The organism is Martelella mediterranea DSM 17316, assembly GCF_002043005.1.
In the GTDB taxonomy this organism is placed as follows: Bacteria; Pseudomonadota; Alphaproteobacteria; order Rhizobiales; family Rhizobiaceae; genus Martelella; species Martelella mediterranea.
This window is the reverse complement of the sequence record NZ_CP020330.1, coordinates 2,271,811-2,287,860: the sequence shown is the minus strand read 5'-3', so window position 1 is coordinate 2,287,860 and position 16,050 is coordinate 2,271,811. Positions and strand designations below refer to the sequence as shown.

The 16,050-nt window shown below is 64.8% G+C and carries 18 protein-coding genes; 17 read left to right on the top strand and 1 reads right to left on the bottom strand.

All coding sequences use genetic code 11. The features are described 5' to 3' along the window. Positions 1-132 precede the first annotated feature (132 nt). The gene (locus Mame_RS10705) at positions 133-951 is read left to right on the top strand and encodes a sugar phosphate isomerase/epimerase family protein (protein ID WP_018062667.1); all 819 of its coding nucleotides are present in this window, start codon (positions 133-135) and stop codon (positions 949-951) included. A gap of 5 nt (positions 952-956) precedes the next feature. After that, a complete protein-coding gene (locus tag Mame_RS10700) occupies positions 957-1,436 on the top strand; it encodes a Cif family virulence factor (protein WP_018062668.1) in 480 nt (159 codons plus the stop codon). Positions 1,437-1,446: 10 nt separating this feature from the next. Here the strand turns inward: Mame_RS10700 and Mame_RS10695 are convergent, their stop codons facing one another. Then, positions 1,447-2,577, bottom strand: a complete 1,131-nt coding sequence (locus Mame_RS10695) for a cytochrome c3 family protein (RefSeq protein ID WP_155122081.1) — start codon at positions 2,575-2,577, stop codon at positions 1,447-1,449. Between the two features lie 172 nt (positions 2,578-2,749). Here Mame_RS10695 and Mame_RS10690 point away from each other — a divergent pair, with 172 nt between their 5' ends. The 15 genes from Mame_RS10690 (at position 2,750) to Mame_RS10615 (ending at position 16,040) form a co-directional block, all read left to right on the top strand. Beyond that, positions 2,750-4,012, top strand: a complete 1,263-nt coding sequence (locus Mame_RS10690) for a hypothetical protein (protein ID WP_018062670.1) — start codon at positions 2,750-2,752, stop codon at positions 4,010-4,012. Next, a complete protein-coding gene (locus Mame_RS10685; protein WP_155122080.1) occupies positions 4,009-4,797 on the top strand; it encodes an RnfABCDGE type electron transport complex subunit D in 789 nt (262 codons plus the stop codon). The genes Mame_RS10690 and Mame_RS10685 overlap by 4 nt, the downstream gene beginning before the upstream one ends. Continuing rightward, the gene (locus tag Mame_RS10680; RefSeq protein ID WP_018062672.1) at positions 4,790-5,590 is read left to right on the top strand and encodes an FMN-binding protein; all 801 of its coding nucleotides are present in this window, start codon (positions 4,790-4,792) and stop codon (positions 5,588-5,590) included. The genes Mame_RS10685 and Mame_RS10680 overlap by 8 nt, the downstream gene beginning before the upstream one ends. A gap of 1 nt (position 5,591) precedes the next feature. Continuing rightward, positions 5,592-6,257 (top strand): NADH:ubiquinone reductase (Na(+)-transporting) subunit D, encoded by a 666-nt coding sequence (locus Mame_RS10675; protein WP_018062673.1) that lies wholly within the window; start codon positions 5,592-5,594, stop codon positions 6,255-6,257. Beyond that, positions 6,254-6,865 carry an NADH:ubiquinone reductase (Na(+)-transporting) subunit E gene (nqrE, locus tag Mame_RS10670; protein ID WP_018062674.1) on the top strand — a complete coding sequence of 204 codons (612 nt, stop codon included), beginning with the start codon at positions 6,254-6,256 and terminating at the stop codon, positions 6,863-6,865. The genes Mame_RS10675 and nqrE overlap by 4 nt, the downstream gene beginning before the upstream one ends. Then, positions 6,862-8,088: an NADH:ubiquinone reductase (Na(+)-transporting) subunit F gene (nqrF, locus tag Mame_RS10665; RefSeq protein ID WP_018062675.1), complete on the top strand. Its 1,227-nt coding sequence runs from the start codon at positions 6,862-6,864 to the stop codon at positions 8,086-8,088. Before nqrE ends, nqrF begins: the two co-directional genes overlap by 4 nt. 3 nt (positions 8,089-8,091) lie before the next feature. Continuing rightward, positions 8,092-9,087 (top strand): FAD:protein FMN transferase, encoded by a 996-nt coding sequence (locus Mame_RS10660; protein ID WP_018062676.1) that lies wholly within the window; start codon positions 8,092-8,094, stop codon positions 9,085-9,087. A 19-nt stretch (positions 9,088-9,106) separates the two neighbouring features. After that, on the top strand, positions 9,107-9,274 hold the full coding sequence (gene nqrM, locus Mame_RS10655; RefSeq protein WP_018062677.1) for a (Na+)-NQR maturation NqrM: 168 nt from the start codon (positions 9,107-9,109) through the stop codon (positions 9,272-9,274). Continuing rightward, complete coding sequence (locus Mame_RS10650) at positions 9,271-9,663, top strand: CBS domain-containing protein (RefSeq protein WP_018062678.1); 393 nt, start codon at positions 9,271-9,273, stop codon at positions 9,661-9,663. The genes nqrM and Mame_RS10650 overlap by 4 nt, the downstream gene beginning before the upstream one ends. A 130-nt stretch (positions 9,664-9,793) precedes the next feature. Continuing rightward, entirely contained in the window at positions 9,794-10,024 is a 231-nt protein-coding gene (locus tag Mame_RS10645) for an FGGY family carbohydrate kinase (RefSeq protein WP_079920751.1), read from the top strand. Between the two features lie 175 nt (positions 10,025-10,199). Continuing rightward, complete coding sequence (locus Mame_RS10635; RefSeq protein ID WP_018062680.1) at positions 10,200-11,285, top strand: ABC transporter ATP-binding protein; 1,086 nt, start codon at positions 10,200-10,202, stop codon at positions 11,283-11,285. Between the two features lie 259 nt (positions 11,286-11,544). Beyond that, positions 11,545-13,023: a sugar ABC transporter ATP-binding protein gene (locus Mame_RS10630; protein ID WP_026173107.1), complete on the top strand. Its 1,479-nt coding sequence runs from the start codon at positions 11,545-11,547 to the stop codon at positions 13,021-13,023. 80 nt (positions 13,024-13,103) lie between these two features. Further along, complete coding sequence (locus tag Mame_RS10625) at positions 13,104-14,129, top strand: ABC transporter permease (protein ID WP_018062682.1); 1,026 nt, start codon at positions 13,104-13,106, stop codon at positions 14,127-14,129. 71 nt (positions 14,130-14,200) lie between these two features. Next, positions 14,201-15,196 (top strand): substrate-binding domain-containing protein, encoded by a 996-nt coding sequence (locus Mame_RS10620; RefSeq protein ID WP_018062683.1) that lies wholly within the window; start codon positions 14,201-14,203, stop codon positions 15,194-15,196. 88 nt (positions 15,197-15,284) lie between these two features. After that, on the top strand, positions 15,285-16,040 hold the full coding sequence (locus Mame_RS10615; protein WP_026173109.1) for a GolD/DthD family dehydrogenase: 756 nt from the start codon (positions 15,285-15,287) through the stop codon (positions 16,038-16,040). The last annotated feature ends 10 nt before the right edge of the window (positions 16,041-16,050 follow it).

Here is a 16,050-nt window from a genome sequence, read left to right as displayed (position 1 = left end):
CCGGCAGGCGTTCGCGTTTCAGGATATGAAACGGCCACCCTCGCCCGTTTTCCGCCGATCGCGCCGCGTTATTCTGTTTCAATATGGACCGAAACGATGTTTGCTCTGGCATCGAAAGGCCGAGGAGGAAACATGTATCTGTCGCTCACATCCTGGTCGTTTCCAGCGCTGACGCTGGAGGAGACCGCAGCTATTTCCCGCATCATTGGCATCGGCGCGCTCGACATCAGCACCAAGGGCCGGCCCGGCCTCGACAAGGCGCAATTGCTCGATGATCCCCGCGCGACCGCCGAGCGGGTCGCCGCGCTGGAGGTGAAGGTCCCCAATTTCTACCACCATTTCGGCGACAGCCTTGCCGACCGCAACCTCGCCCTGCCCGGCACGATCGACGCCAATCAGCGCGATCTGGAAAAGGTGCTGACATTTGCCGATGCGGCCGGGATTGCGACGATCTTCTTCCTGCCCGGCATCATCAATCCCGGCCAGTCGCGGTCTCAGGCGATGACGGCGGCGGCGGAGAGCATCAGGGCGCTGCTGGATGTGGCCAAGGACTTCAGCGCCGAGATCTGCATCGAGCCGATCATCCGCTCCTTTGCGGAATCTCCGGCGGTGGTCGAAGAGCTGGTCGATCGCACCGGCATCCGGCTGGCGCTCGATTATTCGCACTTCGTCTGCCTCGGCTATACCCAGGAACAGATCGATCCGCTGTGCCGGCATGCCGCCCACATCCATCTGCGGCAGGCGCGCATGGGCAAGCTGCAGGAACGCTTTGCCCGCGGCAGCATCAATTTCCCAGCGCTGTTCGGCACGCTCCGGGATGCCGGGTATGACGGCGCGCTGGCCATCGAATACGTCCATCAGGACTTCCTCAACGCCAGCAGCGACGATGTGATGACCGAAACCGTGACCATGCGCGACTGCTTCAACGACTGGAACGCGGGCGGCGCGTGAGGATGATGACCGACGAGATCGAGGCGGTTTCCCGCCATCTTGAGCAGCGCCTCATTGCCTATTGGCACGATGTCGATTTCAACTGGGGCGAAAACGCCGCGGCGGACTATACGCATGACGCGGTGTTCGTAAGCCAGACCGCCCGCTACGAAGGCCGCGACCAGATCCGGGAATTCTACGCCTGGCGCAAGGAGCGCGGCGCGAGGGTGAACGTGCATCTCGTCGGCAATTTCTGGCTGAAGTCACTCACCGGGATCAGAGCCGAGGCCGACTGGATCTGCACGCTCTACGCCCATGACGGCGAAGCGCCCCAGCTTTCCGCGCCGCCGATCGCCATCAGTCGCGTGGAAGATATCTATGTGCGGGCTGACCAAGGTCCATGGCTATGCCGGCAACGAAGCTGGCACAGCCTGTTCCGGGGCGGCGTGCCGACGACCGGCCTGGGCCCCGACGAAATGGCCCGCCGGGTCGCAGGCAAGGGTTAACGCTTCGCCGTCAGCGCTGGATTCCCAGCGCCTCGACGTCGATGTTCAGCGGGCCCGCAAGGTCCTCGATCGAATCGTAGAGCAGTTCCAGCGCATAATGCGGGTTGTGGACGAAGGCACCGGAATCCGCATTGACGAATTTCCAGTTATAGGCCGCCTTCAGCATGCGCGGGGTCCAGGATTTGTAGGTCTGCGGCTTGCCGTCGATCCTGTCGCCGCGCCCGTCCTGATCGGCATCAAGGAAGAAATAGGGATAGGAGTGCTCGAACACAATCGGCGCGCCGGCGATGTCGACGCTGTAGTCCTGAATGGTCTTCAGCAGCAGTGCCGAATTGGCCTCGATATCGGAACGGATGCCCTTGGAGAGATCGCCGCTGCCGTCATAGCTGATTCTGGAGATGCGGATCGCGCCCGGCGCGCCGCTCTCGTGACAGCTGAGACAGGTTTGCTCGGCAACGGTCAGCGTATGCGGATCGTGGCAGGACGCGCAATCATTGATCGGTCGGGCATGGAAGAACAGTCCGCTATAGGACTTTCCGGGATATTCGAAACCGCCCCCGCCTATGCTGCCGAGCCACATCGCGCCGGCGAGCGCATAGTGGGGATTGACGAAATTGATCGACGGGTCCGGCGTATCCGCGGCCTTTTCGCCGACGGCCCTCGTCACGCTGACACCGGCCTCGCGGCCGATGTGACAGGTCATGCAGGCGGCCTGGGCGCCCGGCGCCACCGGATGCTCGATGCCGCTCGGCAGAGTGATCGCGGCGATTTCCCCGAGGCCGGGGTTGTGACAGGTGTCGCAATCGACCACGCCGCCGACCGGCGTCGGCCCCTCGATGCCCGGCGCGCTGCCATCCAAGCCGTGGAAATCCCGGAAGCCCGCGCCGGAGTGACAGGCGGCGCAATTCGCGGGAATCTCGCCCTCGCCATCCCAGTGGGTAAAGGCTTCGGCGGAGGCATCGGCATGGGCGGACCGTGCCCAGGCGGAAATCAGCTCCTGCTGGGGAACCGGTATCTGATCCGGGCGGAACGGGCCGGACTGCGGCATGACATAGAGCTTCAGCGCCTCCACCGCGTCGGAAGAATTCTCCTGTGCATTGGCAGTACAAAAATTGACAATTGTCAATATCGCAGCAATCATGAACAGAGTTCTTGAGTTAACGCGACCAACTACCGATGACATATCTTTCCACCCCCGCTGAAAAACTTCAGTTTGAACGTGTGGGAATGCTAAACAATCTGTTCCATCCCGGCAAATCAAATGTCATGATGTTTGCGTTGTATTTGCATTCAAGTTCTTGAGGAGCGACGCGTTGGTCGGCCTTTTCGGCACTGGTCTGTCTTTGACCACCGGCTCGATATCACCGGATTATAACGACATTACAACGGCATTGACCGTCGAGGCCGCGTTGACGCCGGCCCGGGGCGAGGCGTTGCGCGTGACGCCGCTCGTCGGCGTCGACGACATCGTGTCGCAGGGCCAGCCGGTGCTGAGCCTGCGCAATGCGCCGGACATCCAACTGGTCGCGCCGATGGCCGCGCGCATCGCCGCCATCGACCTGGAGCCCGGACGACGGCTGACCCGGCTTTTGCTGTTCGCCGAGGACACCGGCGCGCGCTTTGCCTATGACGTTGGAGACGCCGACCATGATGCCGCCAGCCTGCGCTCGCGGCTCAAGGCATCCGGGCTCTGGCGCCGGATTCTGAGCCGCCCCTTCGGCCGCATGCCGGGGCCGGACGAGACACCGTCGGCGATCATCGTCATGGCGACCGACAGCAGGCCCGGCGCGCCCTCCCCCGTCCACGCCTTGAAGGGCCGCGAGGAAGCGCTGGCCCGCGGGCTGGCGGCACTCGGACCTCTGGCTGGCGGGCGGCTTTTCTTCTGCGAGTCGGCGAAGATCGAGGCCGACCTGCCGCGAGGCGTGCAGCGCGTCAAGGTCGGCGCGTTGCACCCACTCGGCCTTGCGGGCCTACAGGTGCACCGGCTTGCGCCGGCCGCGCTCGATCGCAGGGTATGGGATATCCATGCCGAGGATGTCGCCGATATCGGCGAATTGCTTGAGACCGGAATGGTGCCGGAAACGCGGCTGGTCTCCGTTACAGGCCCCGCGCTCACCGAGCAGCGTCTGGTGCGCTGCCAGCCCGGCGCGGATATGCGCGGCCTGTGCTTCGGCTTCGTGCGGCCCGGCCCGCATCACATCATCGCGGGTTCGCATATCGACGGCCATCCGGGCCACTGGCTCGGCCCCCGCGACCGGCAGGTGACCGTGCTCGGCGATGACGCCGGCCACCGCCGGAACCACTGGTTCTCGGCGGCGTTGACGAGAGCCGCGCGGCCGCTGCCGATCATCCCGACCGCAGCGCTCGAACAGGCGCTGGGCAGCGATATTCCGGCCGTGGCGCTGATCCGCGCGCTTTCGGCCGGCGATCAGGAAACCGCCACCCGCCTCGGCGCGCTTTCGCTGGTGGAGGAGGATCTGGCGCTCGCCGATTACGTGACGGCGGCCGAGCCGAGCCTCTCCGCCCAGCTTCGCGTGCTGTTGGACAAGATCGAGCAGGAAGAGGTGGCAGCATGACCCATGGCCCGACGCGGGGAATGTGGGACCGCGAGATGGTCGCCCTGCTGCTGCTGGCGGCGGCGATGCCGGTCGCCCTTGCCTGGCTCTGGTATGGCGGCATGGATGCCGCGCTGCGGCTGGTTCTGGCGCTGGTCATTTCCGGGCTGTGGCATCTGATCTTCATGCTGGCGCGCGCCCAGCCTCCCTCCTTCGCCGGCGCGCTGACGGCGCTTGCCGTCGCCATTCTGGCGCCGGAGGAACTCGGCTTCCTGCCCTTCGTGCTCGGCATCAGCTTCGGTTCGGTGATGGCGGAACTCGTGTTCGGCGGCTGGGGGCGCAATATCCTGAACCCGGCGACCGTGACGCTCGCCTTTCTCGGCTTCGGCTTCGTCACCGCCCCCTGGCCGGATATCGACCTGCCCGTCGCCTGGGCGGCGATCCCGGCAGCGATCATCGGCATGTTCGTCGGCGTCATGCCGGCCCGAGTCATTCTTGGCGCGGTGGCGGCGCTCGCCGCCGGCTTCCTCGCCGGCATGCCGCTTCAGCCGGTGCTGCCGGCCTTCGCGCTGGCGCTTGTGCTGCTGGTGGCCGACCCCGTCGCAAGCGCCTCGACGCGGCTTGGCGGCTGGCTGAACGGCGGCATTTTCGCCGCCCTCGTCATCATGTTCACGCTCAACTGGGAGGGCGCTTCGCCGGTGCGTGCGACGGTTTCGGCGGCGCTTCTTGCCTCGCTTCTCGCCCCGCTTCTGGATGAAGCGGCGATCGCCCTCTGGCATGCCAGCAGGAGAAAACGTCATGGCTGACCTGAACCCGATTTCGGCATGGCGCCGTTTTCTGGCCCTGCCCAACGAGAACCGCTTCAAGACGGTGGCAATCGCCTTCATCGTATCGGCCGTCTGCGCGCTGATGGTGAGCGGCGCGACCGTGGTGCTACGCCCGATCCAGGCGGCGAACCGTGCCGCCGAACAGCAGGCGCGGCTGGAGGCGCTGGTGGCCGGCATTCCCGGCATGACGCAGCTTCTGGAGCAATCCGGCGGCGCGCTTTCGACCGTCGTCATCAACCTGCCCAAGGGCCGGGCCGCCGACGACATCACGCCCGAAACCCTGCCGGCGGCACTCGACAATGCCGCGAACTGGAAGACGCTGACGCCCGGCGAGGATACCGCCGGCATAGGCCGCCGCCCGGATTTCGTGCAGATCTACCTGCTGCGCAATGATGCCGGCGATATCGAACTGGCTCTGCTGCCGATCAGCGGCGCGGGCTATGTCGGCCCGATCAACGGCATTCTGGCGCTTAACGGCGACATGAACACGATCGCCGGCCTTGCGATCACCGACCAGGTCGAGACCCCCGGTCTTGGCGGGCGGATCGAGGAACCCGCCTTCCTCGCCCAGTTCGCCGGCACGGAAGTTGCCGATCCATCGGGCAATATCCGCTTCGCCGTCGCCCACGGCAAGGCCGGCAACGCCTATGAGGTCGACGGCATCACCGGCGCGACCCGAACCTCGAACGCGCTCACCAGAACGATCCGCTTCTGGCTCGGCCCGGATGGCTACGGCCCGCTGATCGCGGCGATCAAGCGCGGGGAGTTCTGATATGGCCAAGCCCATCAGCCTGTGGACGACGCTGACGGAACCGCTGATCCGGCAAAACCCGGTAACGCTGCAGATCCTCGGTATCTGCTCGGCGCTGGCGGTGACGACATCGGTCGCCACCGCCGTCACCATGTCGGCATCGCTGACGGTCGTGATCGTGCTGTCGGCCTTGCTGGTGAGCCTGATCCGCCGCCACATTCCCGATTCGATCCGGCTGATCGTGCAGATCGTGATCGTCGCCTCGCTGGTGATCGTCATCGACCAGTTCCTGCAGGCCTATTTCTTCGACATCAGCAAGCGGCTGTCGGTGTTCGTCAGCCTGATCACCACGAACTGCCTGGTGCTGGGGCGCACCGAATCCTTTTCGCGCAACAACCCGCCGCTGCCGTCAATGGTCGACGCGCTCGGCAACGGGCTCGGCTATTCGCTGGTGCTGATCGTCATCGGATCGCTGCGCGAACTGTTCGGCACCGGCAAGCTGCTGGGCTATCAACTCTTCGCCACGACCGACCAGGGCGGCTGGTTCGAGCCGCTGAACCTGATGCTGCTCGCGCCCAGCGCCTTCTTCCTGATCGGCGGGCTCGTGTGGGCGATCCGTTCCGTGCTGCCGGAACAGGTTGAAGCCGCCGAGTTCACGCCGCCGGACACAGAGGAGGCAGGCCGATGAGCGAGCTTGCAGGCCTCTTCCTGAGCGCGGCCTTCGTCGAGAACATGGCGCTGACGCTGTTTCTCGGGCTCTGCACCTTTCTGGCGCTGTCGCGCCGCACGGGTTCGGCCCTCGGCCTCGGCATCGCGGTGGTGGCGGTGATGGGCGTCACCATGCCGCTCAACAACCTGATCTACAACGCGCTGCTGAAACCCGGCGCATGGGCCTGGGCCGGCATGCCGGACACCGACCTCTCCTATCTGAAGCTGATCGCCTTCATTGGCGTGATCGCGGCCGTGGTGCAACTCGTCGAAATGGTGCTCGACCGCTATTTTCCGGCAATTCATGCCTCGTTCGGCGTGTTCCTGCCGCTGCTGACGGTCAACTGCGCCATCCTCGCCGGCAGCCTGTTCATGGTCGAGCGGGACTACGATCTGGTCGAATCGACCGTGTTCGGTCTCGGCGCGGGCTTCGGCTTCGGGGTTGCCGTGGTCATGCTCGCCGCGATCCGCACCCGGCTTGCCTATTCCGACCTTCCGAACGGCCTGCGCGGGCTGGGAATCACCTTCACCATTGCCGGCATGATGTCGCTCGGCTTTTCGGCCTTCGCGCAGATGGTGTCGCCATGAACGAGATCGCGCTCGCCGCCGTCATCGTCGTCGCGCTGGTCGTGATCCTGACGCTTGCGCTGCTGATGACCCGCACGCGTCTGATCCCGGCCGAGAAAATCAGGATCAGCGTGAACGGCGCGATGTCCCTCGAGGCCCAGCGCGGCGAGCGGCTGCTTGGCGTGCTGCACCGCGCGGGCATCGGCATTCCCGCAGCCTGCGGCGGTTCCGGTACGTGCGGGCTCTGCCGCGTCCATGTCGAGGGCGAAGGTGCTGGCGAACCGCAGGCGACCGAGCGCGGCGTGCTGTCGGCCGCCGAGCGCCGGTCCCACATGCGCCTTGCCTGCCAGACGGCGCTGCGCGGGCCCTGCACCGTCACGGTCCCGCAGGATTTCGTCGGCGCGACCGGCTTCACCTGCACCGTGGTTTCCAACACCATGAAGGCCCCGCTGATCCGCGAGCTTGTGCTGCAGCTCCCCGAGGGCCAGCCCTTCGATTATCGCGCCGGCGGCTTCATGCAATTAACCGCGCCGCCCTACCGGCTGGATTTCCACGATATCGAAATCGACGAGGCCTTCACAGATTCCTGGCGCATTGCCGGCTGGCAGGAGATGACGGGAACCTCCGATAACCCGGTCACCCGCGCCTATTCGATCGCCAACCGCCCACAGGACGCAGCGGAAGGCCGCGCCGTGTTCAACATACGGCTCGCCGCCCCGCCGCCGGGCCGCGAGCAGGAAATCCCGCCGGGCATCGTCTCGTCCTATCTGTTCGCGCTGAAGCCGGGCGATGAGGTGCAGGCTTCCGGCCCGTTCGGTGAATTCCACGTGCAGCCGACCGACCGCGAGATGGTGTTCATCGGCGGCGGCGTCGGCATGGCGCCGCTCAGGGCCATGATCCACGAACAGATCGGCAAGGGCACGACGCGGAAGATGCGCTATTTCTACGGCGCCCGCTCGCTCGCCGATCTGTTCTATGTCGAGGAGTTCGATGCGATCGCCGCCGAGCATCCGAACTTCTCGTGGACGCCGGCGCTCTCCGATCCCGCCCCCGGCGACCGTTGGACCGGCGCGACCGGCTTCATCCACGACAATGTCCGCGCCGCGATGCAAAAGCACCCCGCGCCGGAGGACTGCGAATATTATCTCTGCGGCCCGCCGGTGATGATCTCGGCGGTGCTGGCGACGCTGGCGCGGCTCGGGGTCGAGCCGCATTCCATCTTCAACGACGATTTCGGAGTCTGAGCCATGACCGCATATCTGACCCGCCGTCATCTTCTCGCCGCCACGGGCGCTGCCGGCTGCGCCCTCGCCGTCCCCGGCCTGCTGCGCGCGGCCCCCGCGACACGGCACGTCACCGGCACCGCCTTCGCCTCCGACTGGAGCGTGACGCTGGCCGATAGCACCGATGCGGCCGGCCTGAAACAGCGCTTTGACCGGCTGCTCGCCGGCATCGACCGGATGATGTCGCCCTGGCGCGCCGACAGCGAGATCACCGGTTTCAACACGGAGAAGGGCGAAACCGCTCGGATTTCCGCCGAAACCGCGTTCACGGCAGAAGCCGCGCTTGCCGTGGCAGCGGCAAGCGATGGCTGGTTCGACCCGACCATCGGCCCGCTCGTCGCTCGCTACGGCTTCGGCCCGATCGAAGGCAATGTCGGCCCCGAGGATGAGGCCGCGCCGCGCTGGCGCGCGCTCGCCGTCGAAGGCAACAGGCTGGTCAAGCGCGCGCCGGGCCTCACCATGGATCTCTGCGGCATCGCCAAGGGCCGAGCGCTGGATCTTATGGCGCTGGAACTGCGCGAAGCCGGCCATGAGGATTTCCTGATCACCATCAGCGGCGAACTCCTGTCCAGCGGCCGCCACCCCGAGGGCCGGCCATGGCAGGTGGCGGTGGAAGACCCGCGCCTTGAAGCCGATGGGGCGTTCGCCGTGCTGGGGCTCGACAATGCGGCGATCGCGACCTCGGGCCTCAGAGCCCAGAGCTACGATCTTGGCGGCACGCGCTACAGCCATATCATCGATCCCTATCACGGCCGCCCGGTCGCGGGCGCAATCGCCTCCGTCTCGGTGATCGCCCCGGATGCGATGACCGCCGATGGCTGGGCGACGGCGCTGACGGCTGCGGGCGCTGAAGGCCCGGCACTGGCGAGACGCCGTGGCATCTCCGCACTGTTCCTGTTTCATGACGGGACCGGTCTCAGAAGCGAAAGCGTGAACGGTTTCGACCGTTTTCTGCTATAAAGGGGGCAAGGAGGCGGTAATGGAAATCGTTCTGGCAATCGGTATTTTCGCACTGGTGGCGGCCGGGCTCGGGCTCGGGCTGATGCTGGGGCGCGGACCGCTGAAGGGCTCTTGCGGCGGCATGGCCTGCCTCAAGGACGTCGCCTGCGAAGGCTGCCCGCACCGCGCGGAAAAGGAGGCGCAGTGACCGGCACCATAGAAGACATCACCCGCGCCGATGCGCTGACGGTGACGCCGGACATGGCGATCCGCCGCGCCGTGGCGCTTCTGGTGGAAAACAAGGCCGCCGGCGCGCCCGTCATCGATGACACCGGCACACTTTGCGGCCTTCTGACCCAGAAGGATTGTTTCCGCCCGACGTTGCAGGCGAGCTATTACCAGGAATGGAAGGGTACGGTCGGCGACTATATGACCACCGAGCTGGTGACCCTGCCGGCCAGCGCCGATCTGATGACCGCCGCTGAAGCCTTCCTCGAACATCCGCACCGCATTTTCCCCGTCATAGACGGCGACCGCCTCGTCGGCCTCATCCGCCGCTCGGATGTGCTGGCGGCGCTGGTGCGGCTGAGCAACTAAGGCGTTACGCGGAGGGTCAGATCCTGCAAGCAATCACGGCGTCGCCCTCTTGAGGGTCGACATCCGGCCTGCGTTCCGCGATATCATGCGCGTGTCGGCTTCAGGGCCGCCATGACAGCAGGACCTTCCCATGAAAGACTATTTCATCGGCATCGATGCCGGTTCATCCCTTCTCAAATGCGCGGTTTTCGACCGTTCCGGGCGGCAATTGAGCGAGGCCAGCGAGCGCACGCCGATCGACCGGCCGAAGCCCGGTTTCAGCGAACTCGACCCGGCGCGCTCATGGCAGGCGGCGAAGACGGTCGTTGCCGAGGCCGTGCGGGCAAGCGGCATCGCGCCCAGCGATTTCCGCGGCATCTGACTTTTCGTCGTCGCCATCTTCGCCTTCATCACCTCATGGACCGAATACGTCTTCGCCTCGGTTCTCATCATCTCCGACGCCAAGCGCACCGTGCCGGTCGTCATTCTGTTCGCCTTCATCGGGCGCTGGTTCGTCAGCGGCCTGACCGAAGGCGCGGTCAAATAGGATTGCTTCGATGGCAGAACTCTCGCTCCGCAATGTCCGCAAGTCGTTTTCCGGTACCGAAGTCATCCACGACGTCAATCTGGACGTGGAAAGCGGGGCCTTCGTCGTCTTCGTCGGCCCGTCGGGCTGCGGCAAGTCGACGCTGCTGCGCATGATCGCCGGTCTCGAGGAGGTGACGGCGGGTTCGATATCGATCGATGGCCACGATGTCACGAACACCGACCCCGCCAAACGCGGCATCGCCATGGTGTTCCAGTCCTACGCGCTCTACCCGCATATGACGGTGGAGGAGAATATCGGCTTTCCGCTGGAAATGGCCGGGATGAGCAAGGAGGAGCGCAGGGCGGAGGTGCGCAAGGCCGCCGATATCCTGCATCTCGGCCCCTATCTCGACCGCAAGCCGAAGGCGCTTTCGGGCGGCCAGCGGCAGCGCGTCGCCATCGGCCGCGCGATCGTGCGCAATCCGAAGATCTTCCTGTTCGACGAGCCGCTCTCCAACCTCGACGCCGAACTCAGGGTCCGCATGCGCCTCGAGATCGCCCGTCTGCATGAGGAGATCGGTGCAACCATGGTCTATGTCACCCATGATCAGGTGGAGGCGATGACGCTTGCCACCAAGATCGTGGTGCTGCGCGACGGCAATATCGAGCAGGTCGGCGCGCCGATCGAACTCTACAATGACCCCGACAACATGTTCGTCGCCGGCTTCATCGGCTCGCCGAAGATGAATTTCATCCCCGCCCGGGTGACGGGACGCGGCGACAATGGCGCTGTCCTCCTCGCCATCCCCGAACTCGGCCTTGAGGGGCTTCAGGTCCTGCCGCGCGACACCGCCGCGCCGCTCTCCGGCGACGTCGTGGTTGGCGTACGGCCGGACTGCTTCTCCGCCGAGGGTGCGGCAACACCCGTGACCCTCACATGCGAGGTCACCGAACGGCTCGGTAACGTCACCTACATGCACGCCAGAAGCGCCGATGGCGAAGGCATCGTCGCCGAACTGCGCGGCCAGCCCGCGATCCGCGCCGGCGAGACCGTTTCGCTGTCGCTCGACGCGGAACGCCTGATGCTGTTCTCGAAGGACGGCCGCAGGCTGTAACCACTCGGATAGAGACGTCGACATTCGCCCGCGCCCGAGGCGCCGGGTCTGAAAGCGCGCCAGGATTCCGGCCGCCTTACCCTTTCCGCATCACCGTCCCGAACACCCGCCTCAATCAGCCGGGACGATCCCGCTTATCCACATACCAGCTTTAAAAATGTCAGAACACGTTTGACATACGCAAAGCGATACCGTTAAAAGACAATTGTCGAGCGTAATTTTACATTAGTTCGATGGACTGAGAATGGGAGGAATTGTCGTGCAGGCTTTGCTTGAGGTGCATGGGCTCGGAAAATCGTTTTCCGGGGTGCCCGCGCTGATAGACGGCGCATTCCGGCTGATGCCGGGATCGGTTCACGCGCTTTGCGGCGGCAATGGCGCCGGCAAGTCGACATTCCTCAAGATCGTCATGGGCATCCAGCCGCGCGACCGCGGCACAATCAAGCGCAATGGCGAGACCGTGCAGTTCTCCTCCCCCGGCGAGGCGCTTGCCAACGGCATTTCCATTATCGAACAGGAACTGAGCCCCGTGCCGGCGATGACGGTGGCCGAAAACATCTTTCTCGGGCGCGAGCCGAGCGGCGCCTTCGGCCGCATCGATTTCAAATCCATGAACGCAAAAGCGCAAGAACTGCTGGACGGGCTGAAATTCACCATCCGCGCAACCGACATGATGATGGACCTGACGGTGGCCCAGACACAGCTCGTCGAGATTGCCAAGGCGCTTTCCTATGATGCCGAAGTCATCATCATGGACGAGCCGACCTCCGCGCTTGGCGAGGCCGAGGCCGACCAGCTTTTCGAGGCGGTCAAGACGCTGAAGGCGCGCGGCAAGGGCGTGATCTATGTCAGCCACCGCCTCTCCGAAATCTTCACGATCTGCGACAGCTATACCGTGTTCCGCGATGGCCGCTTCGTTGAGGACGGCGCGCTTGCCGATATCGACAAGGATCGCTTGATCAGCCTGATCGTCGGACGTCCGCTGACGGAGGAATTCGTCAAGGACAACACCGCCGGAACCGAGCCAACCCTGCGCGTCGAGGGTCTGGCCGCCAACCATGGCGTGCGCGACGTTTCATTCGAGGCCCATCGCGGGGAAATTCTGGCGCTTTACGGGCTGATGGGCTCCGGACGCAGCGAGATTTTCGACAGGCTGTTCGGCCTGTCGGACGAGACCGCCGGCACGATCGAGATCAACGGCGTGCGCCGAGAGATCAGCCGCCCGGCCGAGGCGATTGCGGCGGGCCTTGCCTATGTCACCGAGGACCGCAAGGTCTCGGGCCTTGTCCTCACCGGCGATGTCCGGGAGAACCTTTGCCTTGCGACCCTCGACCGGATGTCGACCCCGCTGATGATGAACGGCAGGGCCGAGACGGAGGCCGCAGGGCGCATGGTCGAAACGCTCAATATCAAGACCGCATCGCTGAAGCTCGGCGTTTCCAATCTTTCCGGTGGCAACCAGCAGAAGGTGGTTCTCGGCAAGTGGTTCCTGACCGAGCCGAACGTGCTGCTTCTGGATGAGCCGACCCGCGGCGTCGATGTCGGCGCCAAGCGGGAAATCTATCGCGTCATGTCCGATTTCGCCAAGGCCGGCGGAACCGTGGTCATGATTTCCTCAGAGACCGACGAAGTGCTTGGCATGGCCGACCGCGCCATCGTGATGCGCGACGGCCGGGTTGCCGGAACGCTGGACCGGGCGGAGATGTCCGCCGAAAAACTGCTGCATCTCGCAGCGTAAAAAAATGTCGCAGGACCTGGACGCCGCAAAACGAGCGCCTTCCACCTGCCGATAACCCGTCAATCGGGGAGGACCATACGTTGACTGACACTGATAATGCCAAAAACCCGGCGGGCGCCGGAACCGAGCAGAAGCGGCCGATGACCGAGCGGCTGGGGCCGATCGCCCAGCGCTACGGCATATTGATCGCGCTTATCCTGGTCTGCATCGTGCTCTCGATCGTCAGCGAGAATTTTTTAAGCCCGCGCAATATCGTCAACGTGCTGCGGCAGACCTCGATCAACGGCATCCTCGCCATTGGCATGACCTTCGTGATCCTGACGCGCGGCATCGATCTTTCGGTCGGCTCCGTGGTCGCCCTTGCCGGGGTGGTCTCGGCCTCCTTCGCCACCACCTCATCCAGCGCCTTCATTCCCGGCACGCCCTATATCGCGCCGATCGCGATCGTCATCGGCCTTGCCGCCGGCATCGCCATGGGCGCGATTTCCGGCACGGCGGTGGCGCGGTTCTCGGTGCCCGCCTTCGTCGCCACGCTCGGCATGCTGTCGGCGGCGCGCGGCCTAACGCTGATCTATTCCGGCGGCCGCCCGATCCCGGCACTGACCGACGGTTATCGCTGGATCGGCACGGGCGATATCTTCGGCCTTCCGGTCCCGATCATCCTGTTCGCGCTGGTGTTCCTCGTCGCCCATTTCGTGCTGACCAACACAAGGTTCGGACGCCACATCTATGCCGTCGGCGGCAATCCGCATGCGGCCAAGGTCTCCGGCCTCAGCGTCAACCGCATCCGCTTCATGGTCTATGTCATTTCCGGCGCGCTGGCTGGGCTCGCCGGCATGGTGCTTGCCGCCCGCACGGGTTCCGCGCTGCCGCAGGCCGGCGTCGCCTACGAGCTTGACGCGATCGCCGCGGTAGTGATCGGCGGCACCAGCCTTTCCGGCGGCATCGGCCGGGTGAGCGGCACCGTCATAGGCGCGCTGCTGATCGGCGTGATGAACAACGGCCTCGATCTGCTGGGCGTCGAATCCTACTACCAGCAGGTCATCAAGGGCGCGCTGATCGTCGCCGCCGTCATGCTCGACCGCTCGCGCAAGAGCGAAGCCTGAAATCCGGCATCGCCGGTTCTTCCACGCCGCATAGCGGCACCCACCATGTCACCAAAGGGAGGAAACCCGACATGAAACTTCGTAATATCCTGGCAACCACAGCCCTGGTCGGCGCCGCATTCGTCGCCACCACCGCCAGCGCGCAGGACCCGCTGAAGATCGGCGCCGCCGTTTACGGTCTCAACGCCGAATTCATGCAGCTCTGGGCCAATGCCGCAGAAAACCATCCCTCGGTGAAGGACGGTTCCGTCGACCTGACCATCTTCGATGGTCGTTATGACGCGCTGGTTCAGCAGGAACAGTTCGAAACCATGATCACCCAGGGCTATGACGCCATCGTCTTCGTGCCGATCGACATCGAAGCGGGCGCAACCGCCGTCGAGGAAGCACACGATGCCGGCATTCCGGTCGTGGGCTCCAACACCCAGGTCAACTCCGACCTGCTGACCTCCTATGTCGGCTCCGACGATGTCGAAGCCGGCTATCTCGAAGCCAAGGCCGTTCTCGATGACATCAGTTGCTCGGGCGATGTAGTCATCATCGAAGGCCCGATAGGCCAGTCCGCGCAGATCCAGCGCGGCGAAGGCAATGAAAAGGCGATCGCCGAATGCGGCGACGGCGTCAGCGTTGTCGAACAGCAGACCGCCAACTGGAGCCGCGCGGAAGCGCAGTCGCTGATGGAAAACTGGCTGACCGCCCATGGCGGCGACATCAAGGGCGTGATCGCGCAGAATGACGAGATGGCGCTCGGCGCGATCGAGGCGATCAAGGCCGCCGGCATGAATGTCAGCGATTTCTCGATTGCCGGCGTCGACGGCGTGACCGATGCTCTGGAAGCCGTCAAGCGCGGCGACATGCATTCGATCCTGCAGGATGGCCAGGCCCAGGCGCTCGGCGCGATCGACGTCGCCATCAAGGCCGTCAACCCGGACTACGAGCCGACCTCTGGCATCTGGGAAAAATACCCCGAAATGCAGTGGAATAACGGCGAATCCAAGCAGTACAATGTGCCGTGGACGCCGGTGACCGCCGACAATGTCGACGCGCTTCTGAAAGAGCGTCAGTAAGCTTTGAAACATGCCTGCGGCCTTTGCCGGCCGCAGGCGTCACCGTCGCGGCACGGCCGTCACAGCAGCCAGAAGAAAGGACGTTTCGATGGCGTCTTCCCCTGAATTTTCACTTGCCGGCAAGGTCGCGGTTGTCACCGGCGCGGCATCCGGCATCGGCGCGGCGATTGCCCGGGCGTTTGCTGCCAAGGGCGCGCGCGTCGCCATTCTCGACATGAACCGCGATGCGGCCGATGCCATGGCCGCCGAGCTTGACGGCGCGAAGGCCTTCGCATGCAACGTCACCGAAAGCGACAGCATCGAAGCTGCGGTCTCCGACGTCAAAGCGGCACTCGGCGAGATCGATATTCTCGTCAACTCCGCCGGCATTGTCGACCTCGCCCCCGCCGAAGAACTTTCGAAGGCCGCGTGGGACCGCACCATCGCCGTCAACCTGACCGGCACCTATCTGATGTGCCAGGCCGTCGGGCGCGCGATGATTGCCGCTGGCAAGGGCGGGCGGATCGTCAACCTTGCAAGCCAGGCCGGCTCGGTCGCCATCGAAGGCCATGTCGCCTACTGCGCCACAAAATTCGCCGTCATCGGCGTCACCAAGACGCTGGCGCTGGAATGGGGCAAACACGGCATCACCGCCAATTCGATCTCGCCCACCGTGGTGATGACCGATCTCGGCCGCAAGGCATGGGAAGGCGAAAAGGGCGAGGCGATGAAGGCCCAGATCCCGAGCGGCCGCTTTGCCGAGCCGGAAGAAATCGCCGCCGCCGCCGTGTTCCTCGCTTCCGATGAGGCGGCGATGATCAACGGCGCGGACCTTCTTGTCGATGGCGGCTACACCGTCCGGTAAATGATGAACG

What these genes read in the sequence shown, in the direction of transcription:
- Mame_RS10705 (WP_018062667.1), top strand. Translation starts at nt 133, where the DNA reads ATGTATCTGTCGCTCACATCCTGGTCGTTTCCAGCGCTGACGCTGGAG.
- Mame_RS10700 (WP_018062668.1), top strand. Translation starts at nt 957, where the DNA reads ATGACCGACGAGATCGAGGCGGTTTCCCGCCATCTTGAGCAGCGCCTC.
- Mame_RS10695 (WP_155122081.1), bottom strand. Translation starts at nt 2,577, where the DNA reads ATGATTGCTGCGATATTGACAATTGTCAATTTTTGTACTGCCAATGCA.
- Mame_RS10685 (WP_155122080.1), top strand. Translation starts at nt 4,009, where the DNA reads ATGACCCATGGCCCGACGCGGGGAATGTGGGACCGCGAGATGGTCGCC.
- Mame_RS10680 (WP_018062672.1), top strand. Translation starts at nt 4,790, where the DNA reads ATGGCTGACCTGAACCCGATTTCGGCATGGCGCCGTTTTCTGGCCCTG.
- Mame_RS10675 (WP_018062673.1), top strand. Translation starts at nt 5,592, where the DNA reads ATGGCCAAGCCCATCAGCCTGTGGACGACGCTGACGGAACCGCTGATC.
- nqrE (WP_018062674.1), top strand. Translation starts at nt 6,254, where the DNA reads ATGAGCGAGCTTGCAGGCCTCTTCCTGAGCGCGGCCTTCGTCGAGAAC.
- nqrF (WP_018062675.1), top strand. Translation starts at nt 6,862, where the DNA reads ATGAACGAGATCGCGCTCGCCGCCGTCATCGTCGTCGCGCTGGTCGTG.
- Mame_RS10660 (WP_018062676.1), top strand. Translation starts at nt 8,092, where the DNA reads ATGACCGCATATCTGACCCGCCGTCATCTTCTCGCCGCCACGGGCGCT.
- nqrM (WP_018062677.1), top strand. Translation starts at nt 9,107, where the DNA reads ATGGAAATCGTTCTGGCAATCGGTATTTTCGCACTGGTGGCGGCCGGG.
- Mame_RS10645 (WP_079920751.1), top strand. Translation starts at nt 9,794, where the DNA reads ATGAAAGACTATTTCATCGGCATCGATGCCGGTTCATCCCTTCTCAAA.
- Mame_RS10635 (WP_018062680.1), top strand. Translation starts at nt 10,200, where the DNA reads ATGGCAGAACTCTCGCTCCGCAATGTCCGCAAGTCGTTTTCCGGTACC.
- Mame_RS10620 (WP_018062683.1), top strand. Translation starts at nt 14,201, where the DNA reads ATGAAACTTCGTAATATCCTGGCAACCACAGCCCTGGTCGGCGCCGCA.
- Mame_RS10615 (WP_026173109.1), top strand. Translation starts at nt 15,285, where the DNA reads ATGGCGTCTTCCCCTGAATTTTCACTTGCCGGCAAGGTCGCGGTTGTC.